Source organism: Mucilaginibacter pocheonensis (assembly GCF_031456535.1).
In the GTDB taxonomy this organism is placed as follows: domain Bacteria; phylum Bacteroidota; class Bacteroidia; order Sphingobacteriales; family Sphingobacteriaceae; genus Mucilaginibacter; species Mucilaginibacter pocheonensis.
The window spans coordinates 206,180-225,744 of the sequence record NZ_JAVDUU010000002.1 but is presented as its reverse complement, the minus strand read 5'-3'; the positions used below and the strand labels follow the sequence as shown (position 1 = coordinate 225,744).

Genomic DNA, 19,565 nt, shown 5'->3' with positions numbered 1-19,565 from the left:
CCGCAGGAATGATAAGTTTATAGCGTTGTAATGTAAAATGTTATTCCAAAGTGATCTGCCTTCTGATGCTTTCTTCAAGTGATATGAAGGTTTCAGTGCGTTGTATCCCTTTAACACCTTGTATCTGCTCATTCAAAACTTCGCGCAGGTGGGTGGTATCGTGACATACAATTTTGGCAAAAATACTCCATTCGCCGGTTGTATAATGCAGCTCAACAATTTCTTTTATTGTTTTTAACTGCTTAACCGCTTCGTTGTACTGTGAGCCTTTTTCCAGATATATACCCAGGAAGGCCGTAATGTCGTACCCTAACTTCTGCGGATCTACTTCCAGGCTGGCTCCTTTAATTACACCCATCTCCTCCAACTTTTTCATCCTCACGTGTATGGTTCCGCCAGAAACGATTAACTCTTTAGCTATCTCAGTGTACGGAGTGGTAGCATTTTTCATTAATATTGATAAAATCTGGATATCAAGATTATCAATTTCTAAATTTTGAGCTTTTCTGTGGGACATAAATTTGAATATCTATATTGAAATACAAGTTTAATTAAAATTTGAATAAAAATAAAATATTTTTGTTGAAATATTTGCAAGGAATTGATAGGTCTATTAAATTTGTATCAAGCAAATGACAATTGCCTATCGTTCTTTAAAGAAAAAACAATGTTGGGTGGTGAAATTTTTGGCAGACACACCTCCTTGTCCCGGTGGCGGAGATCCTGGAAAACCCGAAGCGGGCTAACCACTCTGTGAAGGTTCGAATCCTTCCCCAACAGCTATTAAGTTTAAGATTGTGAGTTTTGCAAACTCAAAACTTACAACTCAAACTTGATACTAAAATGTAGGATGGTGAAATTTTTGGCAGACACACCTCCTTGTCGCGGTGGCGAAGATTATGGGAAACTCTTAGCAATAAGAATAACCACTTCGTGAAGGTTCGACTCCTTCTCCTACAGCTCTTCTCATAATTTAGGTTTATAATTGGTTAGTAAAGGCCCCTGCCCATCAGGGGCTTTGCTGTTTTTAAGGCTTTTTTATTTCATAGGCCGAAAACCAGCGTTCATTTTAATGGTTACCTCTAATTTTGTCATCCTTCCTTCCATACTTTAGTGAACTATATCGAAAATATTACTGTGTCATTTTTACACATTGCCCTTGACGCTTCAATATTTAATTATAAATTTGGTGAGTGACTTATTTACGTAATCGATTGCGTAAATAAAGCCTGAATCCCAATTAAACCAATCTATAATTAGCACATATATGAAAAAAATCGTACTAATGCTCATGGCGGCCTGCTGCTGCATAGCCATATCCTGTAATAAAAAGCGCGCGGGCAAGCCACGTGTGCTCGTCTTTTCAAAAACAATGGGCTTTCATCATGCCTCTATTGATGCTGGCATCGCTGCCATCCGGAAGCTGGGCAGCGAGAATGGCTTTGATGTGGATACCACCAAAGACGCGAACATGTTCAATGAGGAAAATCTGAAGAAATATTCAACCGTTATTTTTTTAAGCACCACGGGCGATGTGCTTGATTATCGCCAGGAAGCCGCTTTTGAGCGTTTTATACAAGCTGGCGGCGGTTTTGTAGGGGTACACGCTGCTGCCGATACCGAATATGATTGGGGATGGTATGGCCGTTTGGTTGGCGCGTGGTTTTATGACCACCCGGGCATTCATGATAAAAACCCCAACGTGCAGCCGGGTACATACAATGTAATAGATGGTAACAATGATGCTACAAAGCATTTACCCAAGGTGTGGAAACGCACAGATGAGTTTTACAGCTTTAAAAAAGGGCTTGCTCCGGATGTGCATGTACTTATAACGCTTGACGAAAATAGTTACAAGGGTGGTAAACGGATGGGCCTGCACCCGGCAACCTGGTACCATGATTTTGATGGCGGCCGTGCATTTTATACAGCTATGGGCCATACCGATGAATCATATAAAGAAGATAATTACCTTAAAATGCTGCTGGCAGGCATTAAATATGCCATTGGCGAAAATAAAGAGCTTGATTATTCAAAGGTTAAATCGCAGCTGCCGCCTGATGAAGACAGGTTTAAAAAGACCCAGCTGGTAACCGGCGAGTTTTTTGAGCCAACGGAAATGACCGTTCTGCCAAACCTGGATATTTTGGTATTACAGCGCCGGGGCGAGATCATGCTGTATAAACATGATACGCAAAAAGTAAAACAGGTTGGTTTTTTTGATGTGTATTATAAAACATTGCATACGCCCAACGTAAATGCCGAGGAAGGTATGTTGGGATTAGCCAAAGACCCGGATTTTGCAAAAAACAACTGGGTATATATTTATTATAGTCCGGCTGATAGTTCGGTTAACCGTTTATCGAGGTTCACTTTTGTAAATGATACGCTCGACAAAAAAACGGAAAAGGTGATACTGGAAGTAAAAGCCCAGCGCGAAATATGCTGCCATACAGGTGGTTCAATAGCCTTTGGCCCTGATAGAATGTTGTTTTTCTCGGCTGGCGATAACTCCACGCCTTTTGATGAAAAAGGTCAAAAATACCTCACCAGTGGTTATGCGCCTATGGATGACAGGCCCGGCCACCTGCAATATGATGCACGCCGGTCGGCAGGTAACACCAATGACCTTCGCGGTAAGATCCTGCGTATCAAGGTTAAGGACGATGGTACTTATGATATTCCTGAAGGAAACCTTTTTCCGAAAGGAACCCCGAAAACCCGCCCCGAAATTTTTGTAATGGGCGACAGGAACCCTTACCGGATATCCGTAGACCAGAAAAAAGGTTACCTATACTGGGGCGAAGTTGGGCCCGATGCACATAACGATAGTTTGGATACCCGCGGCCCAATGGGTTATGATGAGGTGAACCAGGCGCGCAAAGCCGGCAATTTTGGCTGGCCTTACTTTGTAGCAGATAATAAGCCCTATCATCTTTTAAATTACGCCACAGGAGCCTTCGGCCCTGCCTTTGATCCTAAGCATGTTGTTAATAATTCGCGCAATAATACAGGCTTAACAGATCTGCCGCCTGCAAACCCGGCGTTTATCTGGTACCCTTATGGCCCTTCTGCTGATTTTCCGCAGGTGGGTACCGGTGGCAGGAATGCTATGGCTGGCCCGGTTTATTATTCGGATATGTTCCCTGAAGAAACCCGTTTCCCTGAATATTATGATGGCAAACTGCTGATATACGATTGGATGCGCGGGTGGATAAAAGCGGTTACCATGTTGCCGAATGGCGATTTTGACAAGATGGAGCCATTTTTTAACAAGCTGAAGGTAAATTCCATGATCGATATGGAAGCAGGTCCTGACGGGCGGCTTTACATGCTGGAATATGGTAGCGGCTGGTTCTCTAAGAATGCCGACGCGGGTTTGGCGCGGATTGACTATATAGCAGGCAACAGGCCACCAGATATATTGTCTTTAAAGGTTGATAGAACATCGGGCGAATTGCCATTTACTGTTAAACTGAATGCTAAGGCCAAAGATCCCGAAGGCGATAAAATTTCTTATACCTGGAACCTGGGCAATGGCGAAACCAAACAAACCGATGTGCCGCAGCTGGACTATACCTACACCAAACCCGGCGATTACAAAATTACGCTTGAGGCTAAAGACAACCAGGGCGCTACTGATAAGAGTATGCCGTTAAGGATATATGCAGGGAATGAGCAGCCGCAGGTAACTGTGAAATTAACGGGTGGTAACAAATCATTTTATTTGCCGGGTACACCTATTAATTATACGGTAACGGTAACAGATGGTATAAATACGCCTAAGATTGATCCGAAACGCCTGTTTGTGGAAGTTAATTATATTGACGGCTTTAAGAAGGCGCCTGATGCATCACAACTGGAACAGGCCGAACCTGAAAACAGCGGAAAAGCAATTATGCTTACTATGGATTGCAAGAGCTGCCATAAAGAAGTTGGCAAATCAATAGGGCCTTCATTTACGGAAGTATCTGCCCGGTATAAAAAAGACCCTAATGCCATGACAAAGCTTACCCAAAAGGTAATAAAAGGCGGCAGCGGGGTTTGGGGCGAAGTGGCCATGTCTGCCCACCCATCTATTAAAAAGGGAGATGTTGACCAGATCATCACCTGGGTGCTGTCGCTTGATGACAAAAATGCGCAAAAGAAATCGTTACCGGCATCGGGCTCCATTATCCCTAACCCTGGCAAACAGCCAGCCAGTACACTGGTTTTGTCGGCTAAATATACCGATGACGGCGGCAGTAACATTAAAGCTTTAACCGGCCATGGCATTGCAACATTAAGCAGTAACAACTATTTATTCTCGGGCGCCGAGAAAGTTAACGGCTTTACCGCGTTTAAATATAACGGCATTAACCTGCTGATCATCCCTCAAGGCGAAGGTTGGTTCGGGCTGGACAATATCGACCTTACCGGCGTACGGTCAGTAAACATGACCAGCTTCTGGCAGGCGCCGCCATCTACCAGCCTTAATTTCGAGGCCCGTATTGACGCGCCCGATGGTAAACTGGTAGGTAAAGGAAGCATGCCTGTACCTGCAAAAGATCAAAAAGCAGGTATTACGCACGTGGTGATCAACCCGGTAACTGATGGCAAGCTGCATAAGCTGTACTTTATTTATAAACCTGTTAAAGCTGGCGCCATGGTAGCGGGCGTAACAGGCTTACAGTTTAATGCCAAATAAAGAAGGTTGGCGTAAATTCTCATAAAAAAATCCCGGCAGCAACTGCCGGGATTTTTTTATGAATAGTGTTGTTGTTTATTAACTTTCTTAAAGTATTTTAAAACCAACGCTAAGCGCCCAAAGGTTTTGGCGCTGGCCAAAGTTTTGGTTCACTTTGGTAAGGCCGCCTTCATAACGCAGATCAACGGTTATGGCGCTTATATCAACACCGGCTCCCACCTGGTAGCCCAACGTGCTTTTTTTATAGTCGCCAAAATCAGCATAAGCACCTGATAAATTACCGCTAAAGTTCTCACTTCTATCCAGCTGGTAAGTATAAATCGGGCCGGCCATAATGCGGAAGTTCAGGTCCTTTTCGCCAAATGATTTACCGATAAGCAAAGGAACGTTCAGGTTAGTGAACCTCACTTTTCCGCTAAAGTCCTGGTTGTTATCACTTGATTCAAACTTACCGCCTGTACTGCTTAAATAAAGCTCGGGCTGAAAATAAAGGCTATTGCCTACACGGGCAAAAAGACCAGCCTGGTAACCCGTAAGGGTTGATTCTTTTAAATTATCAGTGCTGATCTTTGAAAAATTGACCCCACCTTTGATACCTAATGAAACTTGTGCTTTAGCCCCGATGCTTACAGCTATCAGTAATGCCGCACTTAAAATAAACTTTTTCATAATCTTGATGTTAGCGGCGCCATTTAATACATATATTAAATTAAATGTACACCGGCGCCTTTTTTAAGTTAGTTAGTTTATAAAACGGGTTTTATAAGTAAACCGTATACTTATCCATGCAATTGACACGCCAAAGTTTTAAATGTTGCCTGTGGTGTATTTTTTATATTTTTGCTGAAAATAATAAATCATGGCTGAGATCAGTATCACAAACAAAGAGTGGGAGCGTGTAAAAATCAAGGTTCAACGGAAATATAACCGGTTAACCGACGAGCAGTTACAATACACAGAAGGCCAGGAAGAAAACCTGATTACCAGGCTAATGGAACTGGTAAACCGCGACAGGAAATATGTGGTGTTCACTTTAAAAAAAGCACTGGTAAATATTGATAATAACAGGCTGTAAATAAGCGTGTATTTTTAAAAATCAATAAGCTTTTTGTACTTTTATGGGCTTAATGATGAAACAGGGTATGGTGATCAATAAAAGATACAGAAAGATAGGGCTGTTTGCCGGTATCGCATTGCTGGCTGGCGGGGTAATGGCTTTTAATGATGACCTGTTCCAGATATCAAAGAACCTGGATGTGTTTGCATCAGTATACAAAGAGGTAAATATCAATTATGTTGATGACATTAACTCGGCAAAACTGGTAAAAACCGGTGTTGACGCCATGCTCGACGGGCTTGATCCTTATACCGAGTTTGTTCCCGAATCAGAAATTGAAGATTATAAGCTGCATTATGTAAGTACGCAGTATGGCGGTATTGGCTCCAGTATTTTTTCGCGTAATGGAAAGGTGTTTGTTTCGGATGTTTTTGCAGGATTTCCGGCCCAAAAAGCAGACATTCGCCCCGGCGACCAGATCCTCAAGATCAATGATATTGATCTTACCGGCAAAAATAACGACCAGGTAAGCCAGTTGCTCAAAGGCTCGAAAGGAGCCCCCATAAAACTGCTCATTAAACGCGACAATACGCCCCAACCCCTTGAAAAAAGCCTGGTACGCGATGAAATTAAACAGCCAAACGTATCTTATTTTGGGATGGTTGATGGCAATATGGGCTATATTAAGCTCGATAAATTCCTGGAAAACTCTGCCAGTGAAGTTACCAACGCGTTAGTGACCTTAAAAAAGAACAATCCCGCGGGTATTATACTTGATCTGCGTTCAAACGGCGGCGGCATATTACAGGAAGCTGTGAAAATAGTGAACCTGTTTGTGCAAAAGGATGTTGAAATTGTATCGCAAAAAGGTAAGATCAAGGATAAAAACTTTAGCTACAGCACACTCAATACCCCGCTTGAGCCTAATTTGCCCTTAACTGTACTGGTTAACAGTCACTCGGCTTCGGCATCAGAAATTGTTGCGGGCGCATTGCAGGATCTTGACCGTGCCATTATCATAGGGCAGCGCAGCTACGGCAAGGGGCTGGTTCAGCAAACATTTAACCTGCCTTATAATAGCCTGGTTAAAATAACCATCGCCAAATATTACGTGCCATCGGGCCGTTGCATACAGGCGCTTGACTATACCCATCGTAAGGATGATGGCAGCGTGGTGAAAGTTGCCGACTCACTTATACATGAGTTTAAGACTAAAAACGGCAGATCGGTTTATGACGGCAGCGGCATCTATCCGGATATTTATATTAAACAGGAAAAATTTGCCAACGTGACCCAGGCCCTGGTAGGCAAACTGCTGATATTTGATTATGCTACCGTTTACCGTGATACGCACGCCAAAATCTCTGATCCAAAATCGTTCAGCTTGTCTGACGCCGATTATAATGATTTTGTGAAATACCTGGCTGATAAAAATTACAGCTATACCACCTCTTCAGAAAAATTACTGAACAACCTGAAAACTGAGGCTACTAAAGAAAAGCAGTTTAATGATATTAAAGGCGAATATGATGTGCTGAAATCAAAGCTGCTGCTTAGTAAAAAGAACGACCTGCAACAGCATAAGCCCGAAGTAAAGCAGGTTCTTGAAAACGAAATAGCTTCACGCTACTACTTTGAGCGCGGCCGCTATGAAACCAACTTTAAATATGATAAAGAGCTTGCCCAGGCTATAAAAACCATGCAGGATAAAGTTCAGCTGGCATCTATACTAAAAGGCGAGGGCAATTATAAAGTTATTGGCAAACCTGTGCTGGCTATGGCCGGTAAAAAGGCTGCTGATAAAGATACTGATGATGATGATCAATAAGTAGTTGCATGTTTGGTAAGGTGTTATGCCGCCAAACCGCAGAAACGGACGATCGTAATTATTGCAGAACAGGCCATCCGACGGCGGATGGCCTGTTTTTTTATTGGCATAATTTTAGAGCAGGAGGGGAAATATTAAACTTTTTACAAAAACAGGTGTCAAACCTGCAAACAACGTTATAAATGGAGCGATCATGGCCTGCTAACAAGACAATAAAAACTACCATGATAACTTTATCAACACTAAAAAACTTTCTAATGAAAAAGCTCATTTTATCAGCAGCAATATTGTTAAGCTGCTTAACCGTAAAAACCGTAAGTGCCCAGGTAAGTGTAAGTTTGGGTGTTAATATTGGCAGCCAGCCTGCATGGGGGCCTGTGGGGTATGATTATGTGAATTATTATTACATGCCTGACATTGATACCTATTATGATGTACCAACACATTCTTACATATACTTTGATAACAATGTATGGGTGCACCGTACCTACTTGCCGGTACGTTACCGCAATTACAACCTGTATAATGGCTACAAAGTAGTTATTAACGAGCGTAACCCGTGGTTAAGGGGTGGTTACTACAGAACACGATATGCCGGCTACAGGGGCCGCCATGACCAGGTGATCATACGCAATAGCCGCGATGCAAGATATGCTCACTACTGGAGAGGTAATTATGCGCGCAGATATGCTTACAACCATCCGCGTAACTACGGCGGCAATCATTATTACGGCCATGGTAACCCCGGACACGGCGGCGGTCATTGGAATGGCGGTCACGGACGCCCGGGTAATGGCGGCGGCTACGGACACGGCAATCACGGCGGCGGTCATGATAACCACGGTGGTGGTCATGGTCACGGCAGGCACTAATCTTTTATAGTTTAAAATATAACAAAACAGGCTTCCTTTAAAAGGAGGCCTGTTTTGTTATATGCCATATCTTTTTGGGCACGGATATAACGGGCGTAGGAGACTCACCCGGTCATCGCTATGTTCGACCACCTCTCTCCGCCTTCGGCGCAAAGAGGGAGTGGGGAAAATTGGATGAGGGATAGTTGGATAACAGAGCGAGTATAATATCATCGTCCTGGGTGAAAAACAGAACGGAAAGAATAAAAAAAAACACCGTCTCAACCCTCTTTGCAGCGAAGCTGTAGAGAGGGTCGGCCAGCGGAGCGTAGCCGGGGTGAGTCTACCAAACAAAAAAAGCGAAAAGTAATTTACTTTTCGCTTCAATATTATAAAGGGCGTTTGCCACCCGGTGCAGGAGATCTCCTACAAATAAGCTTTTCTTAGTTTAATAATGCGCATCCAGTGCATCAGTTTCATTACCGGGTAAACCGGGTCGATCTCAAACCATCTTGCGCCGAAATTGGCTTTATTGGGATGCTTGTGATGATTGTTCTGAAACAGCTCGCCCAGCATTAAAAAGTCAAATGGGGTGGTGTTTTTTGATTTGTCGCCGTTGTCGAAATTAGAATAGCCATACTTATGACCGCACCAGTTAACAATAGCACCGTGTATAGGCCCCATTAAAAAATGAACCGGTATAAGCAGGTACATCCACCACTGGGTAGCAAAAAACACATAAATTAAAATATACAGTATACCGAATGAAATACGCGATACCATTGACGAGCCTATATAGTCAACCAAACGCCATTCGGGGATATTGCCTTTAAAGCGTTCTTCAGGGTCTTTTAATTTCCGCACATGAAGGCTGTAGCTTTTGGCTGTATACACCATCATCTGAAAAACATCTTTAAAAAAATGTGGTGAGTGTGGGTCTTTCTCTGTATCACTGTAGGCATGGTGCTCACGGTGCATAATGGCATAGGCCCTTGGGTTTAAGAACGACGAACCCTGACAAATGTAGGTTAACAGGTAAAATGTTCCTTCATAAAACTTGTTTGTTGTGAACATTTTGTGCGATGCATACCTGTGCAAGAAGAACGTTTGGAAAAATAGCGACAAAAACCAATGCGCTATGAAGAATACGATGATAACCACTGAGTTGAAATAATTAGAATATGAACGTGTTATTTATAATCTTTCCAAAGATACGATTAAAACCCATATAAAGTTTTCACAGTTTTGGAATGATGCCTATTTAACGTAAAAAAGACCACTTTGTGTTAAAAGAATATCTTTTTTTGGAGTAGGTTAGTAGTTCGGCGCAAGGCGCGGTTTGCATTAATAGTGTTTTCCATGTCCTTAAAAATGTATGATCACTTTAAAACTGATGTTGCGCCCCATGTTATAGATGCCGGTATGCCCGTTAGGCGAGCTTTTATAATATTCAAAATATTTAAGGCGGTTCAAATTGGCCTGATACGCGGTATCAAACAAGTTATCACCTTGTACAAAAAACTCATAAAAGGCCTGGGTTGCTTTTACGGGTTTAATAGTAAAACCCAAGCCCGCATTAAACAGGTTATAGCCTTTGGTAAATGTTTCTGTATTATCCAGGGCATAAAAATGGTTTTGGTTAGAGTAGGCGTCGGCCTCAAAGCGGGCATTTATTTTGGTAAATATGCCGTAAGTGCCCGGCAAGTTCATTTTTAAAGCCGACCGGATATGCAAAGGCGGAATAAAAGGCAAATATTTGGCCGCATTGCCATATTGGGCTATCAGTTGCTGGTTTTTGTTAACCCCGGTTACCCAGGCCACGCTATTGTCAAGCGCCAGCCATTTAATATTTTGGGGGTGCAGGTTAAGCGTAAGCTCGGCGCCATAAAGCCTTGCTTTTGATTGCTGGTATTGGTAAGTGCTGTTGCCTGGTACAATCACCACAGGATTGCCGTTGGCATCGGTAACTTTTGCCTGGTAAATATAGTTGTCAATGTTGTTGTTAAATATTTCGGCTATCAGGTCCATATCGCGCAGGTAGGCAATAAAACCAATATCCTGTTGTAAGCTAAATTCGGGGTTAAAGCTACGGTTGCCAAGGTAAACAATATGTGCGCCGGGGTCAAGCCCGTTTGATCCAATTTCGGTAATGTTTGGCGCGCGGTAGCCACGTGCTATGTTAGCTTTCAGCAGCAGGCGGTCGCTGATGTTATAGGTAAGCCCCAAACTGCCCGAAAAACCCTGATAAGTGTGTTTAAATGCCGGGAATTGCAAGTTAGCGCCAGCAGTATCAGGCAGGTGCCTTTGTTCGCCAAAACCGGTTTGTGTATTGGTGCCTGTGTAAAAATTACTCCAGCTAATGTGCCTGTTATCATAACGGGCGCCGCCGGATATATCAATTTTGCCAGAGCTTTTTTTGGCAAACAGGAAGCCGCCCGCGTCAAACAGGTTATAATCAGGTATAGGGAAGTCAGTAGCCGCTTTACTGCGGTTGCTTTGATAAATACCATTGATGCCCGCGGTAGTTTCAACACCGCCAAAGGCCGGCAGATTATAACGGACATCGTAGTTAATGGTATTTAAAACCACATATAAACCAGCCTGTTCAGGAACGGTAGGGTGGTTGTACTCCCTGCGGATACTTTGCTGAAAACCGAGCGAAGTATTGATGCTGCTTCCATCGCCGGTTTTAAATGAGTTGGTGGTATATATACGGTAATGCTGTATACGCTGATGTAATGGAGCAATAGCGTAAGCGTCAAGTTCGCTGTTGGTAACCATGGGGCGGTTCTTAATATCGTCAATACCGGCTTCATATATTTGTTTGGTAAACCGCCGGGTAAGTGAGTCGCGGCTGCCATCGGGTATTTCCTGCCGGTTGTCATACAGCGTAGCTCCAATTTGCGAATAGCCCCATGATTTATCTACACGGGCGATGCCAGATAAATTAAATTCGCGAAAACCTGTATTGTAAACCAGTCCGTCAATTTTATTTTGATAATCATGCGCGGTTTTGGCAGTAGCCCTGAAGGCATACTTCCAGTTGTTTTTTTTGTACGATAACCCCACAGAAGTACCTATCATGCCGTTGTTAGTATGATAATCTGTTATTACATCGCCGTTCAGTTTGCCGTCGTCGCCGTCAGGAATGTAGGGGATCAGGTTAATCACACCGGCCAGGGCATCCGAACCGTAGGTTAAGCTGGCAGGCCCTTTTACAACTTCGGCGCGACCGATACCATACTGGTCAATCTCAATGCCGTGCTCGTCGCCCCATTGCTGCCCTTCCTGGCGTATGCCATCATACAGGGTTAAAACCCGGTTATACCCCAAACCGCGAATAAAGGGCTTTGAAATATTTGGCCCGGTGGTAACAGCACTTACACCGGGTACGCCTTTTATAATGGCATCAATAATATTGTTATTTACATGCTGTTCAATTTCTTTTTTGCCAATTACAGTTATGGGCACCGGGTTGCTGCGCAGCTGTGTGGCACGCGATACCCCCGTTACCACCACCTCGTTTAACTTGGAAGGTTTTTCTTTAAGACTGACATTATGAACTACCGGAGCATTGCTTTCAATGGTAACGTTAATGGTTTCGGCTTGGTAGCCTATGCTGGTAACTATAATGTCATAGCTGCCTGCCTCTATATTTTTTATCTCATAATAACCTTTGCTGTTAGTGCTTGCCCCTTTCCCCAAACCTTTAATATTTACCGATGCGTATGCCAACGGGGCATCATTGGCGGTGATACGACCCTTTAAAACACCATTTTGCGCAATTAACTGGTTGGAGATAAGTAATATAAATAGCAAAAGTAGCAACCGCATATAAAGTTATTTTGTGCAAACATATTTAAATAATTTGATTAATTAAAGTAAAATAATTAGTCTTATCTAATTTTATGATAAACGGAATGTTTTTAATTATGTTTGTGTGTAATCATACCAGCGGATGTACACATTATCAGAAGAAAATTATTTAAAGTCTATTTACCGGCTTGGCCAGCAAGCCAACTTTAAAATAACGCCTACCGCTATTGCAGAGTCGTTAGGGAACAACCCGGCATCGGTAGTTGACATGATACGGAAGCTTACCGAAAAACAGCTGATAGCCTACGATAAAAAGAAAGGCGTAGAGTTAACCCCGCAAGGCTTAAAGGATGCCGTGCTGATAGTGCGCAGGCACAGGCTTTGGGAGGTTTTTTTATTGGAAAAGCTAGGGTACCACTGGGACGAGATACATGATATTGCCGAGGAGCTTGAACACATCAACAATGCTACGCTGGCCGACAGGCTTGACAAATTCCTGGGTTTCCCGGAATACGACCCGCATGGCGACCCTATACCTAAGGCCAACGGCAAGGTGCCCAAGCCTTACTCTGTAACCCTAACCGATCTTAAAGCTGGCGACGACTGCCGTGTTGCCGCGGTGCGCGATACCAGCAGCTCATTTTTGCAATACCTGCAAAAGCTGGATATAGGGATAGGTACCCGCATACAATTGGTCGAAAAAATATCATTTGACAATTCCTTAGTGATCAGCATCAGCGGACGGGCGAGTACCACCGTATCGCAAAAATTTGGTGAAAATATTTTGGTTGATTAACCCAAACTCAAGCCGAAACCGGTTATTGCGTTTTATGGATCAAAATAGACAGTAAATTTGTTAAAATTGATGTTTATTTTAATCTTCACATCGGTTTTGATGCATAAAACACATATAAATATGCGTGTAAATGCATTTTATAGCAATACGGTTCGGTCGGGGAAAACACAGGTCTGACACAGGTTCGATGATGCGTTTGGCCAGTGGATTTTTTTCTTAACTTTATTAGCAAACCCCACAACCATGGAAGAATCAGAAAAACTTAACCGCATTATTGAGGCCCGGATGAAGCTAAAGGCGCGCTTTGAGGAAAAGATAAGGCTAACCCCATCGGTTGCTGACGATGCGCCGCGCGGATCAGGAAAGATCAATCGGCATGGTATGCCATCCGTTCCGATAGGACAAACAATTACCACTAAATGGCCGGTACTTGATCTGGGATATCAGCCCGAAATACCTACTGAGCGCTGGCGGCTCACCATTGACGGAGCAGTGGAGAACCCGGTAAGGCTTACCTGGAAAGAGTTTATGGATTTGCCGCAAACAAAGGATACTTCTGATTTTCACTGCGTTACCACATGGTCAAAATTGGATATGCCGTGGAAAGGCGTAAGCCTGCTTGATTTGGCTGCTTTGGTACATCCTAAAGAAAGCGCCACCCATGTCATGTGCTATGGTTATGATACTTACAGCACCAATCTGTCGCTTGAAGAAGCTTTAAAGCCCGATGTGTTGCTGGTGCATACTTTTGAGGGGCAACCATTGCCAAAAGAACACGGTGGGCCTGTACGGATGATCACTCCGCAGCTGTATGCCTGGAAAGGCTCAAAATGGATAAAACGTATCGAATTTTTAACCGAAAACAAATTGGGCTTTTGGGAAGACCGGGGTTACTCAAATACTGCTTACCCGTGGCGTAACGACCGATACAGCGATTAACCTTATGGTTTACCGTTTATTTTTGCCGATTCTTCCAGTTCATTATCAACCTGGTCGTCAAAGTACAGGCGGTATATCACCCACTCGTTTTTGGGTTTGTAAAACATAAATGTAAACCTTACCGGCTGGTTCTGATGCTTTACCAGGTAGCTATATAATACCAGACTGTTTGATGCTTTACGCTGAACAATAAGCTCCTTGCCTATGTATAAGCCAACTAAACCCCGGGTGGTATCTATTTTGGCTATCAGTCCTCTTAAACTGGTTGAATCAACCAGTGGGTTAGTCTTAAAAATATTGATGATGGCTTTTGAAGTTCCCTCTTTTTCGTAGGTTTTAAAAAATTTATCAATATAGGTTGTTACCCCGGTAACAACTGGCCCGGCTGGTGCTGATTGTGTTTGTGCATAGGACCTGCTGTAAAAAGTGCAGATCATTACTACTACGAATACCGGTTTTATTGCTTTTAGGTTGAAGTATTGCATGCTGATGTTTTAAGGAGTCTAAAAGTAGTTAATTTAATATAAACCTATAGATTACTCACAGTAAGTTATTAAAATTTGATTTTATTTTGATGATATAGATAGCTAAAATTTCATTCAAAATAGTGATAATGCTTATATTGAACTACTAATTACTTTATCACAATTAAACCTGGAATGAAAAGAAAGCTACCTGCATTATTGATTCTTGTCCTGATTGTTGGATCCTATAATGCCACTTGCCAAATTAAAATTGATTATCAAAAAACGGGCGACACATTTTTCGAAAATAAAGATTACAAGGGCGCGATTGATAGTTACACCAAAGCAATCAGTATTAGTGAACAAAACAAACAGAAGTTAGCCATATTATTGGATAAGCGTGCACAGGTAGAAATTGATCTTGAACAATATAAAAAAGCAATAGAAGATGAAACTGCCGCTATTTTAGCTAATCCGAATTATGCTGATGCCTATTGGAACCGCGGCTTAGCTTATGGAAAGAGCAAAGAGTATCAGCTGGCAATAAATGATTATACCAAAACCATGGTTTTTTATAAAGATGACAAGGATAATCTATCTACTCTTTACGACAACCGCGGCATTAATGAGCGAAAGCTTAAACAATACCAAAAGGCTATTGACGACCATTCGCAGGCTATAGCCTTAAATAATAAAAATGGCGATGCGTACTGGCACAGAGGTATTGCTTATAATAATAACCACCAATACCAACTTGCTATTGACGATTATACAACCGCCATGTTTTATAATCAAGAGGACCGTAAGGACCTGGCAATGTTATATGAGAACCGTGCGGTAAATGAACGGCGTTTAAAGAAATATAAAGAAGCTATAAATGATTTTAATACAGCCTCGCAGCTAAACCCTGGAAGCCGTGATATTTACTGGGAAAGGGGGCTCACTTATCAGTATAATAGTGATTACCAGCTGGCAATTAATGATTTTACCTCGGCCATATCATATTACCAAAACGATAAAAATAACGAGGCTATTTTATATAACAACATGGCTATTAACGCAATGGCATTGCACCAGGCTCCAAAGGCGCTTGAGTATGTGAGCAAAGCCATTGAGCGGAATCCGCAGAATGGCTATTTTTACTGGAGCAGGGGTGGCATTTATAGCCAGACGGGTGAAAGCAAAAAGGCCATTGACGATTTTACCAAAGCAATGGATTTTTATAAAGACAATAAAAGGATTCTTGCAGCTCTGCACAGTGAAAAAGCTGCCAACTTTTATATACTTAATCAAAATCAGCAGGTTATTGATGAATGCGATACCGCCATTGCTTTTTATCCCGCCAATGCTAATCCTTATTTTACAAGAGGGAAAGTTTATCTGAAAAGAATTGTTAATAAAGATAAGGCCCTGCTGGATTTTAACAAGGTAATATCGCTTGATACTTCTAAAGCCACTGTAGGCTATATATTTTCGCAGTTTTATATTGGCAATACAGAACTGGCAATGCAGAAATTACAGGAGCAGGTCTTAAAAACGGTTAGCGCCGACGATGTGCTGAACCATTACTATAATATTGCCTGTATGTTTTCCATCATGAATAAGCCCGACGAAGCTAACATCTATTTGAAAAAGGCTATCGACTCTGGTTACTCAAAAAAATTCGCTGCAAATGATGAAGATTTTGATAACATCCGTAAAACGCCTGATTATATAGCACTCATGGCGAGTGGTGATTCAAAATAATATTATCTTTTCTTTAAAAATGCGGTTTTAAGCACAATGCTCATACCGTCTATCTTGCAATCAACCTCCTCGTCGTTGTCGGTGAGGCGAATCTTTTTTACCAGGGTACCTTGTTTAAGTGTAACACCGCCGCCTTTAACTTTAAGGCTTTTAATGAGGGTAACCGAGTCTCCGTCATTTAGGATATTGCCGTTGCTGTCTTTAACATTTGATTGTTCCATTGCTGTCTTTTTAAATTTGGGGTAACAAAAAAGCCTGCCACAAGAGCAGGCTTTGTATAATAGCTGTTTAGCGTTATTATTTGGTAACGTACATTACGTTTTTAACCGCTTTAATAACTCTTTCAGGATTTGGCAAGTATTCCTGTATCAAGGTTGGTGCGTAAGGCAATGGAACATCACCACCCATAATGCGTTGTATAGGAGCGTCAAGATAATCAAACGCGTCTTTTTGAACCTTAAAGGCAACCTCGGTAGCAATTGAACCTAAAGGCCAGCTTTCTTCTATAATTACCAAACGGTTTGTTTTTTTTACCGATTCAATAACTGTTGCATAATCAATAGGGCGTACAGTGCGTAAATCAATCACTTCGGCGTGTATACCTTCTTTTTCCAGTTCGGCGGCAGCTGCAATAACCACTTTCATGATCTTGCCAAAGCCAACTAAAGTAACATCAGTACCTTGTTTAACAACTTTTGCTTTACCCAGGGGTATATAGTAGGTATCTTCAGGAACTTCGCCTTTATCACCATACATCAATTCAGACTCCATGAAAATAACCGGATCAGGATCAAGTATAGCCGATTTTAATAACCCTTTAGCATCATACGGGTTAGACGGTACAACCACCTTCAAACCAGGGCAGTTGGCGTACCAGTTTTCAAAACACTGGCTGTGCTGAGAGCTTAACATACCCGCGTTACCGGTTGGACCGCGGAAAACAATAGGAACCGAGAACTGGCCTCCGCTCATTGACATGATCTTGGCTGCGCCGTTGATGATCTGGTCAATAGCTACTAACGAGAAGTTAAAGGTCATGAACTCAATGATTGGGCGTAAACCATTCATGGCCGAGCCAATGCCTATACCGGCAAAGCCTAATTCAGAAATGGGCGTATCAATAACGCGTTTGGCACCAAACTCATCCAGCATACCCTGACTTACTTTATAGGCACCATTATATTCGGCAACCTCTTCACCCATCAGGTATATTTTATCGTCGTTGCGCATTTCTTCGACCATGGCCTCTCTTAGCGCTTCTCTGAATTGTAATTCTCTCATTATACTTATATAAAATGATGTTTTTTGCGACCGCAAATATAAACACTAATGTGTAAAAAGCAACCTTAACCCCGTACAGATAAGGTTTTACTGTATATATTTTACAAAAAACAGTACATTGGGCAGATAAACCTTGTTACAATGAAATTTCCATCGTTAAAAAACCTTGCCGAAGGTGCCGCTAACACCATAAAACGTTATCCTTTTGAAGTTTTATTTGCCCTTGCTGGTACTATCGCCGCAACAACCGAAGTGGAGTTGCGCCATTTGAATCGTGTTCATGAAGGCTGGTGCGTCAGGCTCATCATGATAGCAAATTTGGGCCTGTTGCTCAGCTTATCAGCAACATTGTTTACGCAAAGCATAAAGATCACTACAAGTAAACGGCGTATTATTAAATTGATCGCGGCTATTTTTACCGCCTCACTCATATTTATTATTGATCCTTCAGCCCGCGAGGCAGATTATATCCGGTTTTTCCTGATGAGTTTGGCAGGTCATTTACTGGTGGCATTTGCTGCTTTTACAGGTAAGGATCAGCTACAGGGGTTTTGGCAGTTTAATAAAACTTTGTTTTTGCGGTTTTTAACCAGTGTACTATACGGTGCTGTGCTATTTCTGGGCCTGGCAGCTGCCATTGGGGCAACCAATTTTTTATTCAACTTTAATTTTGAGTGGGATACTTATGCTGTTCTATGGATATGGGTAGTTGGGATGTTTACCACAATATTCTTTTTGGCCGGCGTACCTGTGGAAACCCATTCGCTTGATGATGATCAAAGCTATCCGAAAGGATTAAAAATATTTACACAATATGTCCTGATTCCTTTATCAACCGTTTATGTGATCATTTTACTGGCTTATGAAATTAAGATCCTGATCACGTGGAATTTACCTAAAGGCTCGGTGTCAAACCTGATATTGGGTTACGCGGTATTTGGTATCCTTTCCTTATTACTGGTATATCCCATACGCGAACAAGCCGAAAACAAATGGCTAAAAACCTTTGCCCGCAGTTTTTATTTTTTGCTGATACCGCTACTGTTCCTGCTCTTTGTTGCCGTTGGGGCACGAGTGTTTAAATATGGTATTACTGAGTTCCGGTACTTTTTAATTTTGCTGGCCTGCTGGCTTTTATTTATATCGGTGTACTTTTTACTGTTTAAAAAGCAGAATATTAAGCTGGTACCGATTTCGTTAAGCATATTAACGCTGCTGGCTATATATGGCCCGCAGAGCGCGTTTTCGGTCTCCATGCATTCGCAAAGGCGGATCATTATTAAATTTTTTGAGAAGAATAATGCTTTTAAAAATGGCAAACTTGTGCCGGTTGACAGTTCTAAAATAAGTAATAAGGATGGCAGCCGCACGGTAGCCAATCTGGAATATTTTATATCGCACTATGACCTGACGCCATTACAACCCTATTTTAATAAAAACCTTACCGCAGTTGCCGACTCATTGGGCAAACTGAAAAGCAAAGGCGACTACGGCTTAGTTGGACGCTATGAACTGCGAAATGAGAAGTCTGAATGGGCTAAAAATTATCTTGGCCTGCACAAATTTGAAAGATATTACTCCGGATACCAGGACAGTATTGAAACACAACTGGCCTATCAGATTAATGCTATAGGAGTCGCAAGGCAAATTAAAGGTTATGAGCTGATGTTTAACGTAGGTTATATATTCAACGCGGGTAATATGGGCGATACCGTTAGCGATAAGATCAACGGTTTAATCATTCAGCATGTTACGCTTGCAAATGAAGTCTGCAGGCTAACGATAAACAACGAAACAGTAAAATTTAATACACAGGAACTGGCCGAGAAATTAATAGCCGATCCCAAAAAATTGGAAACCTATCGTCAAAAATCAGCGCAGTATGACTATCAAAGGAACTACTCGATACCCGCTGATTCAGTATCATTAACAGGCAAAACCCCACATTTTGAAATTAAATTTGAGGTCAGCAATATGAATTTTCGCTTGTTGAAGAATAAGAAACCAGAGGTTACTTCGATTACGTTTATGTATTTGATTAAGCAAAAGTGACAGATGTAAATGCTATTGCCTGCGAGGACGCGGGCAATAGAGGAGGAA

At 42.2% G+C, this 19,565-nt stretch carries 15 protein-coding genes and 1 tRNA gene; 9 read left to right on the top strand and 7 right to left on the bottom strand.

The genetic code is table 11. The features are described 5' to 3' along the window. Positions 1-40: 40 nt before the first annotated feature. Positions 41-517: an Lrp/AsnC ligand binding domain-containing protein gene (locus J2W55_RS07795; RefSeq protein WP_076373882.1), complete on the bottom strand. Its 477-nt coding sequence runs from the start codon at positions 515-517 to the stop codon at positions 41-43. Positions 518-668: 151 nt separating this feature from the next. On the opposite strand from J2W55_RS07795, the gene J2W55_RS07790 reads away from it, so the two are divergent. Continuing rightward, a tRNA-Asp gene (locus J2W55_RS07790) sits at positions 669-780 on the top strand. Between the two features lie 487 nt (positions 781-1,267). Then, entirely contained in the window at positions 1,268-4,687 is a 3,420-nt protein-coding gene (locus J2W55_RS07785) for a ThuA domain-containing protein (protein ID WP_310093919.1), read from the top strand. Between the two features lie 87 nt (positions 4,688-4,774). Here the strand turns inward: J2W55_RS07785 and J2W55_RS07780 are convergent, their stop codons facing one another. Further along, positions 4,775-5,356 (bottom strand): porin family protein, encoded by a 582-nt coding sequence (locus J2W55_RS07780; protein WP_310093917.1) that lies wholly within the window; start codon positions 5,354-5,356, stop codon positions 4,775-4,777. A 190-nt stretch (positions 5,357-5,546) separates the two neighbouring features. Between J2W55_RS07780 and J2W55_RS07775 the strand changes: the two genes are divergently transcribed. The 3 genes from J2W55_RS07775 (at position 5,547) to J2W55_RS07765 (ending at position 8,444) form a co-directional block, all read left to right on the top strand. Then, positions 5,547-5,762 carry a hypothetical protein gene (locus J2W55_RS07775; RefSeq protein ID WP_310093914.1) on the top strand — a complete coding sequence of 72 codons (216 nt, stop codon included), beginning with the start codon at positions 5,547-5,549 and terminating at the stop codon, positions 5,760-5,762. 52 nt (positions 5,763-5,814) lie between these two features. Beyond that, positions 5,815-7,572 carry a S41 family peptidase gene (locus J2W55_RS07770; RefSeq protein WP_310093911.1) on the top strand — a complete coding sequence of 586 codons (1,758 nt, stop codon included), beginning with the start codon at positions 5,815-5,817 and terminating at the stop codon, positions 7,570-7,572. 257 nt (positions 7,573-7,829) lie between these two features. Then, positions 7,830-8,444: a hypothetical protein gene (locus J2W55_RS07765; protein WP_310093908.1), complete on the top strand. Its 615-nt coding sequence runs from the start codon at positions 7,830-7,832 to the stop codon at positions 8,442-8,444. Positions 8,445-8,849: 405 nt separating this feature from the next. Here the strand turns inward: J2W55_RS07765 and J2W55_RS07760 are convergent, their stop codons facing one another. Beyond that, positions 8,850-9,584, bottom strand: a complete 735-nt coding sequence (locus J2W55_RS07760) for an acyl-CoA desaturase (RefSeq protein ID WP_310093905.1) — start codon at positions 9,582-9,584, stop codon at positions 8,850-8,852. 204 nt (positions 9,585-9,788) lie between these two features. Next, positions 9,789-12,257, bottom strand: coding sequence for a TonB-dependent receptor (locus J2W55_RS07755; RefSeq protein WP_310093902.1), 2,469 nt, complete (start codon positions 12,255-12,257; stop codon positions 9,789-9,791). A 124-nt stretch (positions 12,258-12,381) separates the two neighbouring features. Here J2W55_RS07755 and J2W55_RS07750 point away from each other — a divergent pair, with 124 nt between their 5' ends. Further along, on the top strand, positions 12,382-13,035 hold the full coding sequence (locus J2W55_RS07750; RefSeq protein WP_310093899.1) for a metal-dependent transcriptional regulator: 654 nt from the start codon (positions 12,382-12,384) through the stop codon (positions 13,033-13,035). Between the two features lie 243 nt (positions 13,036-13,278). After that, positions 13,279-13,974, top strand: coding sequence for a sulfite oxidase-like oxidoreductase (locus J2W55_RS07745; RefSeq protein ID WP_310093896.1), 696 nt, complete (start codon positions 13,279-13,281; stop codon positions 13,972-13,974). Positions 13,975-13,976: 2 nt separating this feature from the next. Here the strand turns inward: J2W55_RS07745 and J2W55_RS07740 are convergent, their stop codons facing one another. Further along, positions 13,977-14,459 (bottom strand): hypothetical protein, encoded by a 483-nt coding sequence (locus J2W55_RS07740; RefSeq protein WP_310093894.1) that lies wholly within the window; start codon positions 14,457-14,459, stop codon positions 13,977-13,979. 174 nt (positions 14,460-14,633) lie between these two features. Here J2W55_RS07740 and J2W55_RS07735 point away from each other — a divergent pair, with 174 nt between their 5' ends. Then, positions 14,634-16,184, top strand: a complete 1,551-nt coding sequence (locus J2W55_RS07735; RefSeq protein ID WP_310093891.1) for a tetratricopeptide repeat protein — start codon at positions 14,634-14,636, stop codon at positions 16,182-16,184. A 2-nt stretch (positions 16,185-16,186) separates the two neighbouring features. Here J2W55_RS07735 and J2W55_RS07730 read toward each other — a convergent pair whose 3' ends face one another. Then, positions 16,187-16,405: a zinc ribbon domain-containing protein YjdM gene (locus J2W55_RS07730; protein WP_310093888.1), complete on the bottom strand. Its 219-nt coding sequence runs from the start codon at positions 16,403-16,405 to the stop codon at positions 16,187-16,189. 76 nt (positions 16,406-16,481) lie between these two features. After that, a complete protein-coding gene (locus J2W55_RS07725) occupies positions 16,482-17,465 on the bottom strand; it encodes a pyruvate dehydrogenase complex E1 component subunit beta (protein ID WP_310093885.1) in 984 nt (327 codons plus the stop codon). A 141-nt stretch (positions 17,466-17,606) separates the two neighbouring features. Between J2W55_RS07725 and J2W55_RS07720 the strand changes: the two genes are divergently transcribed. Further along, on the top strand, positions 17,607-19,517 hold the full coding sequence (locus J2W55_RS07720) for a DUF4153 domain-containing protein (protein ID WP_310093882.1): 1,911 nt from the start codon (positions 17,607-17,609) through the stop codon (positions 19,515-19,517). Positions 19,518-19,565: the final 48 nt, after the last annotated feature.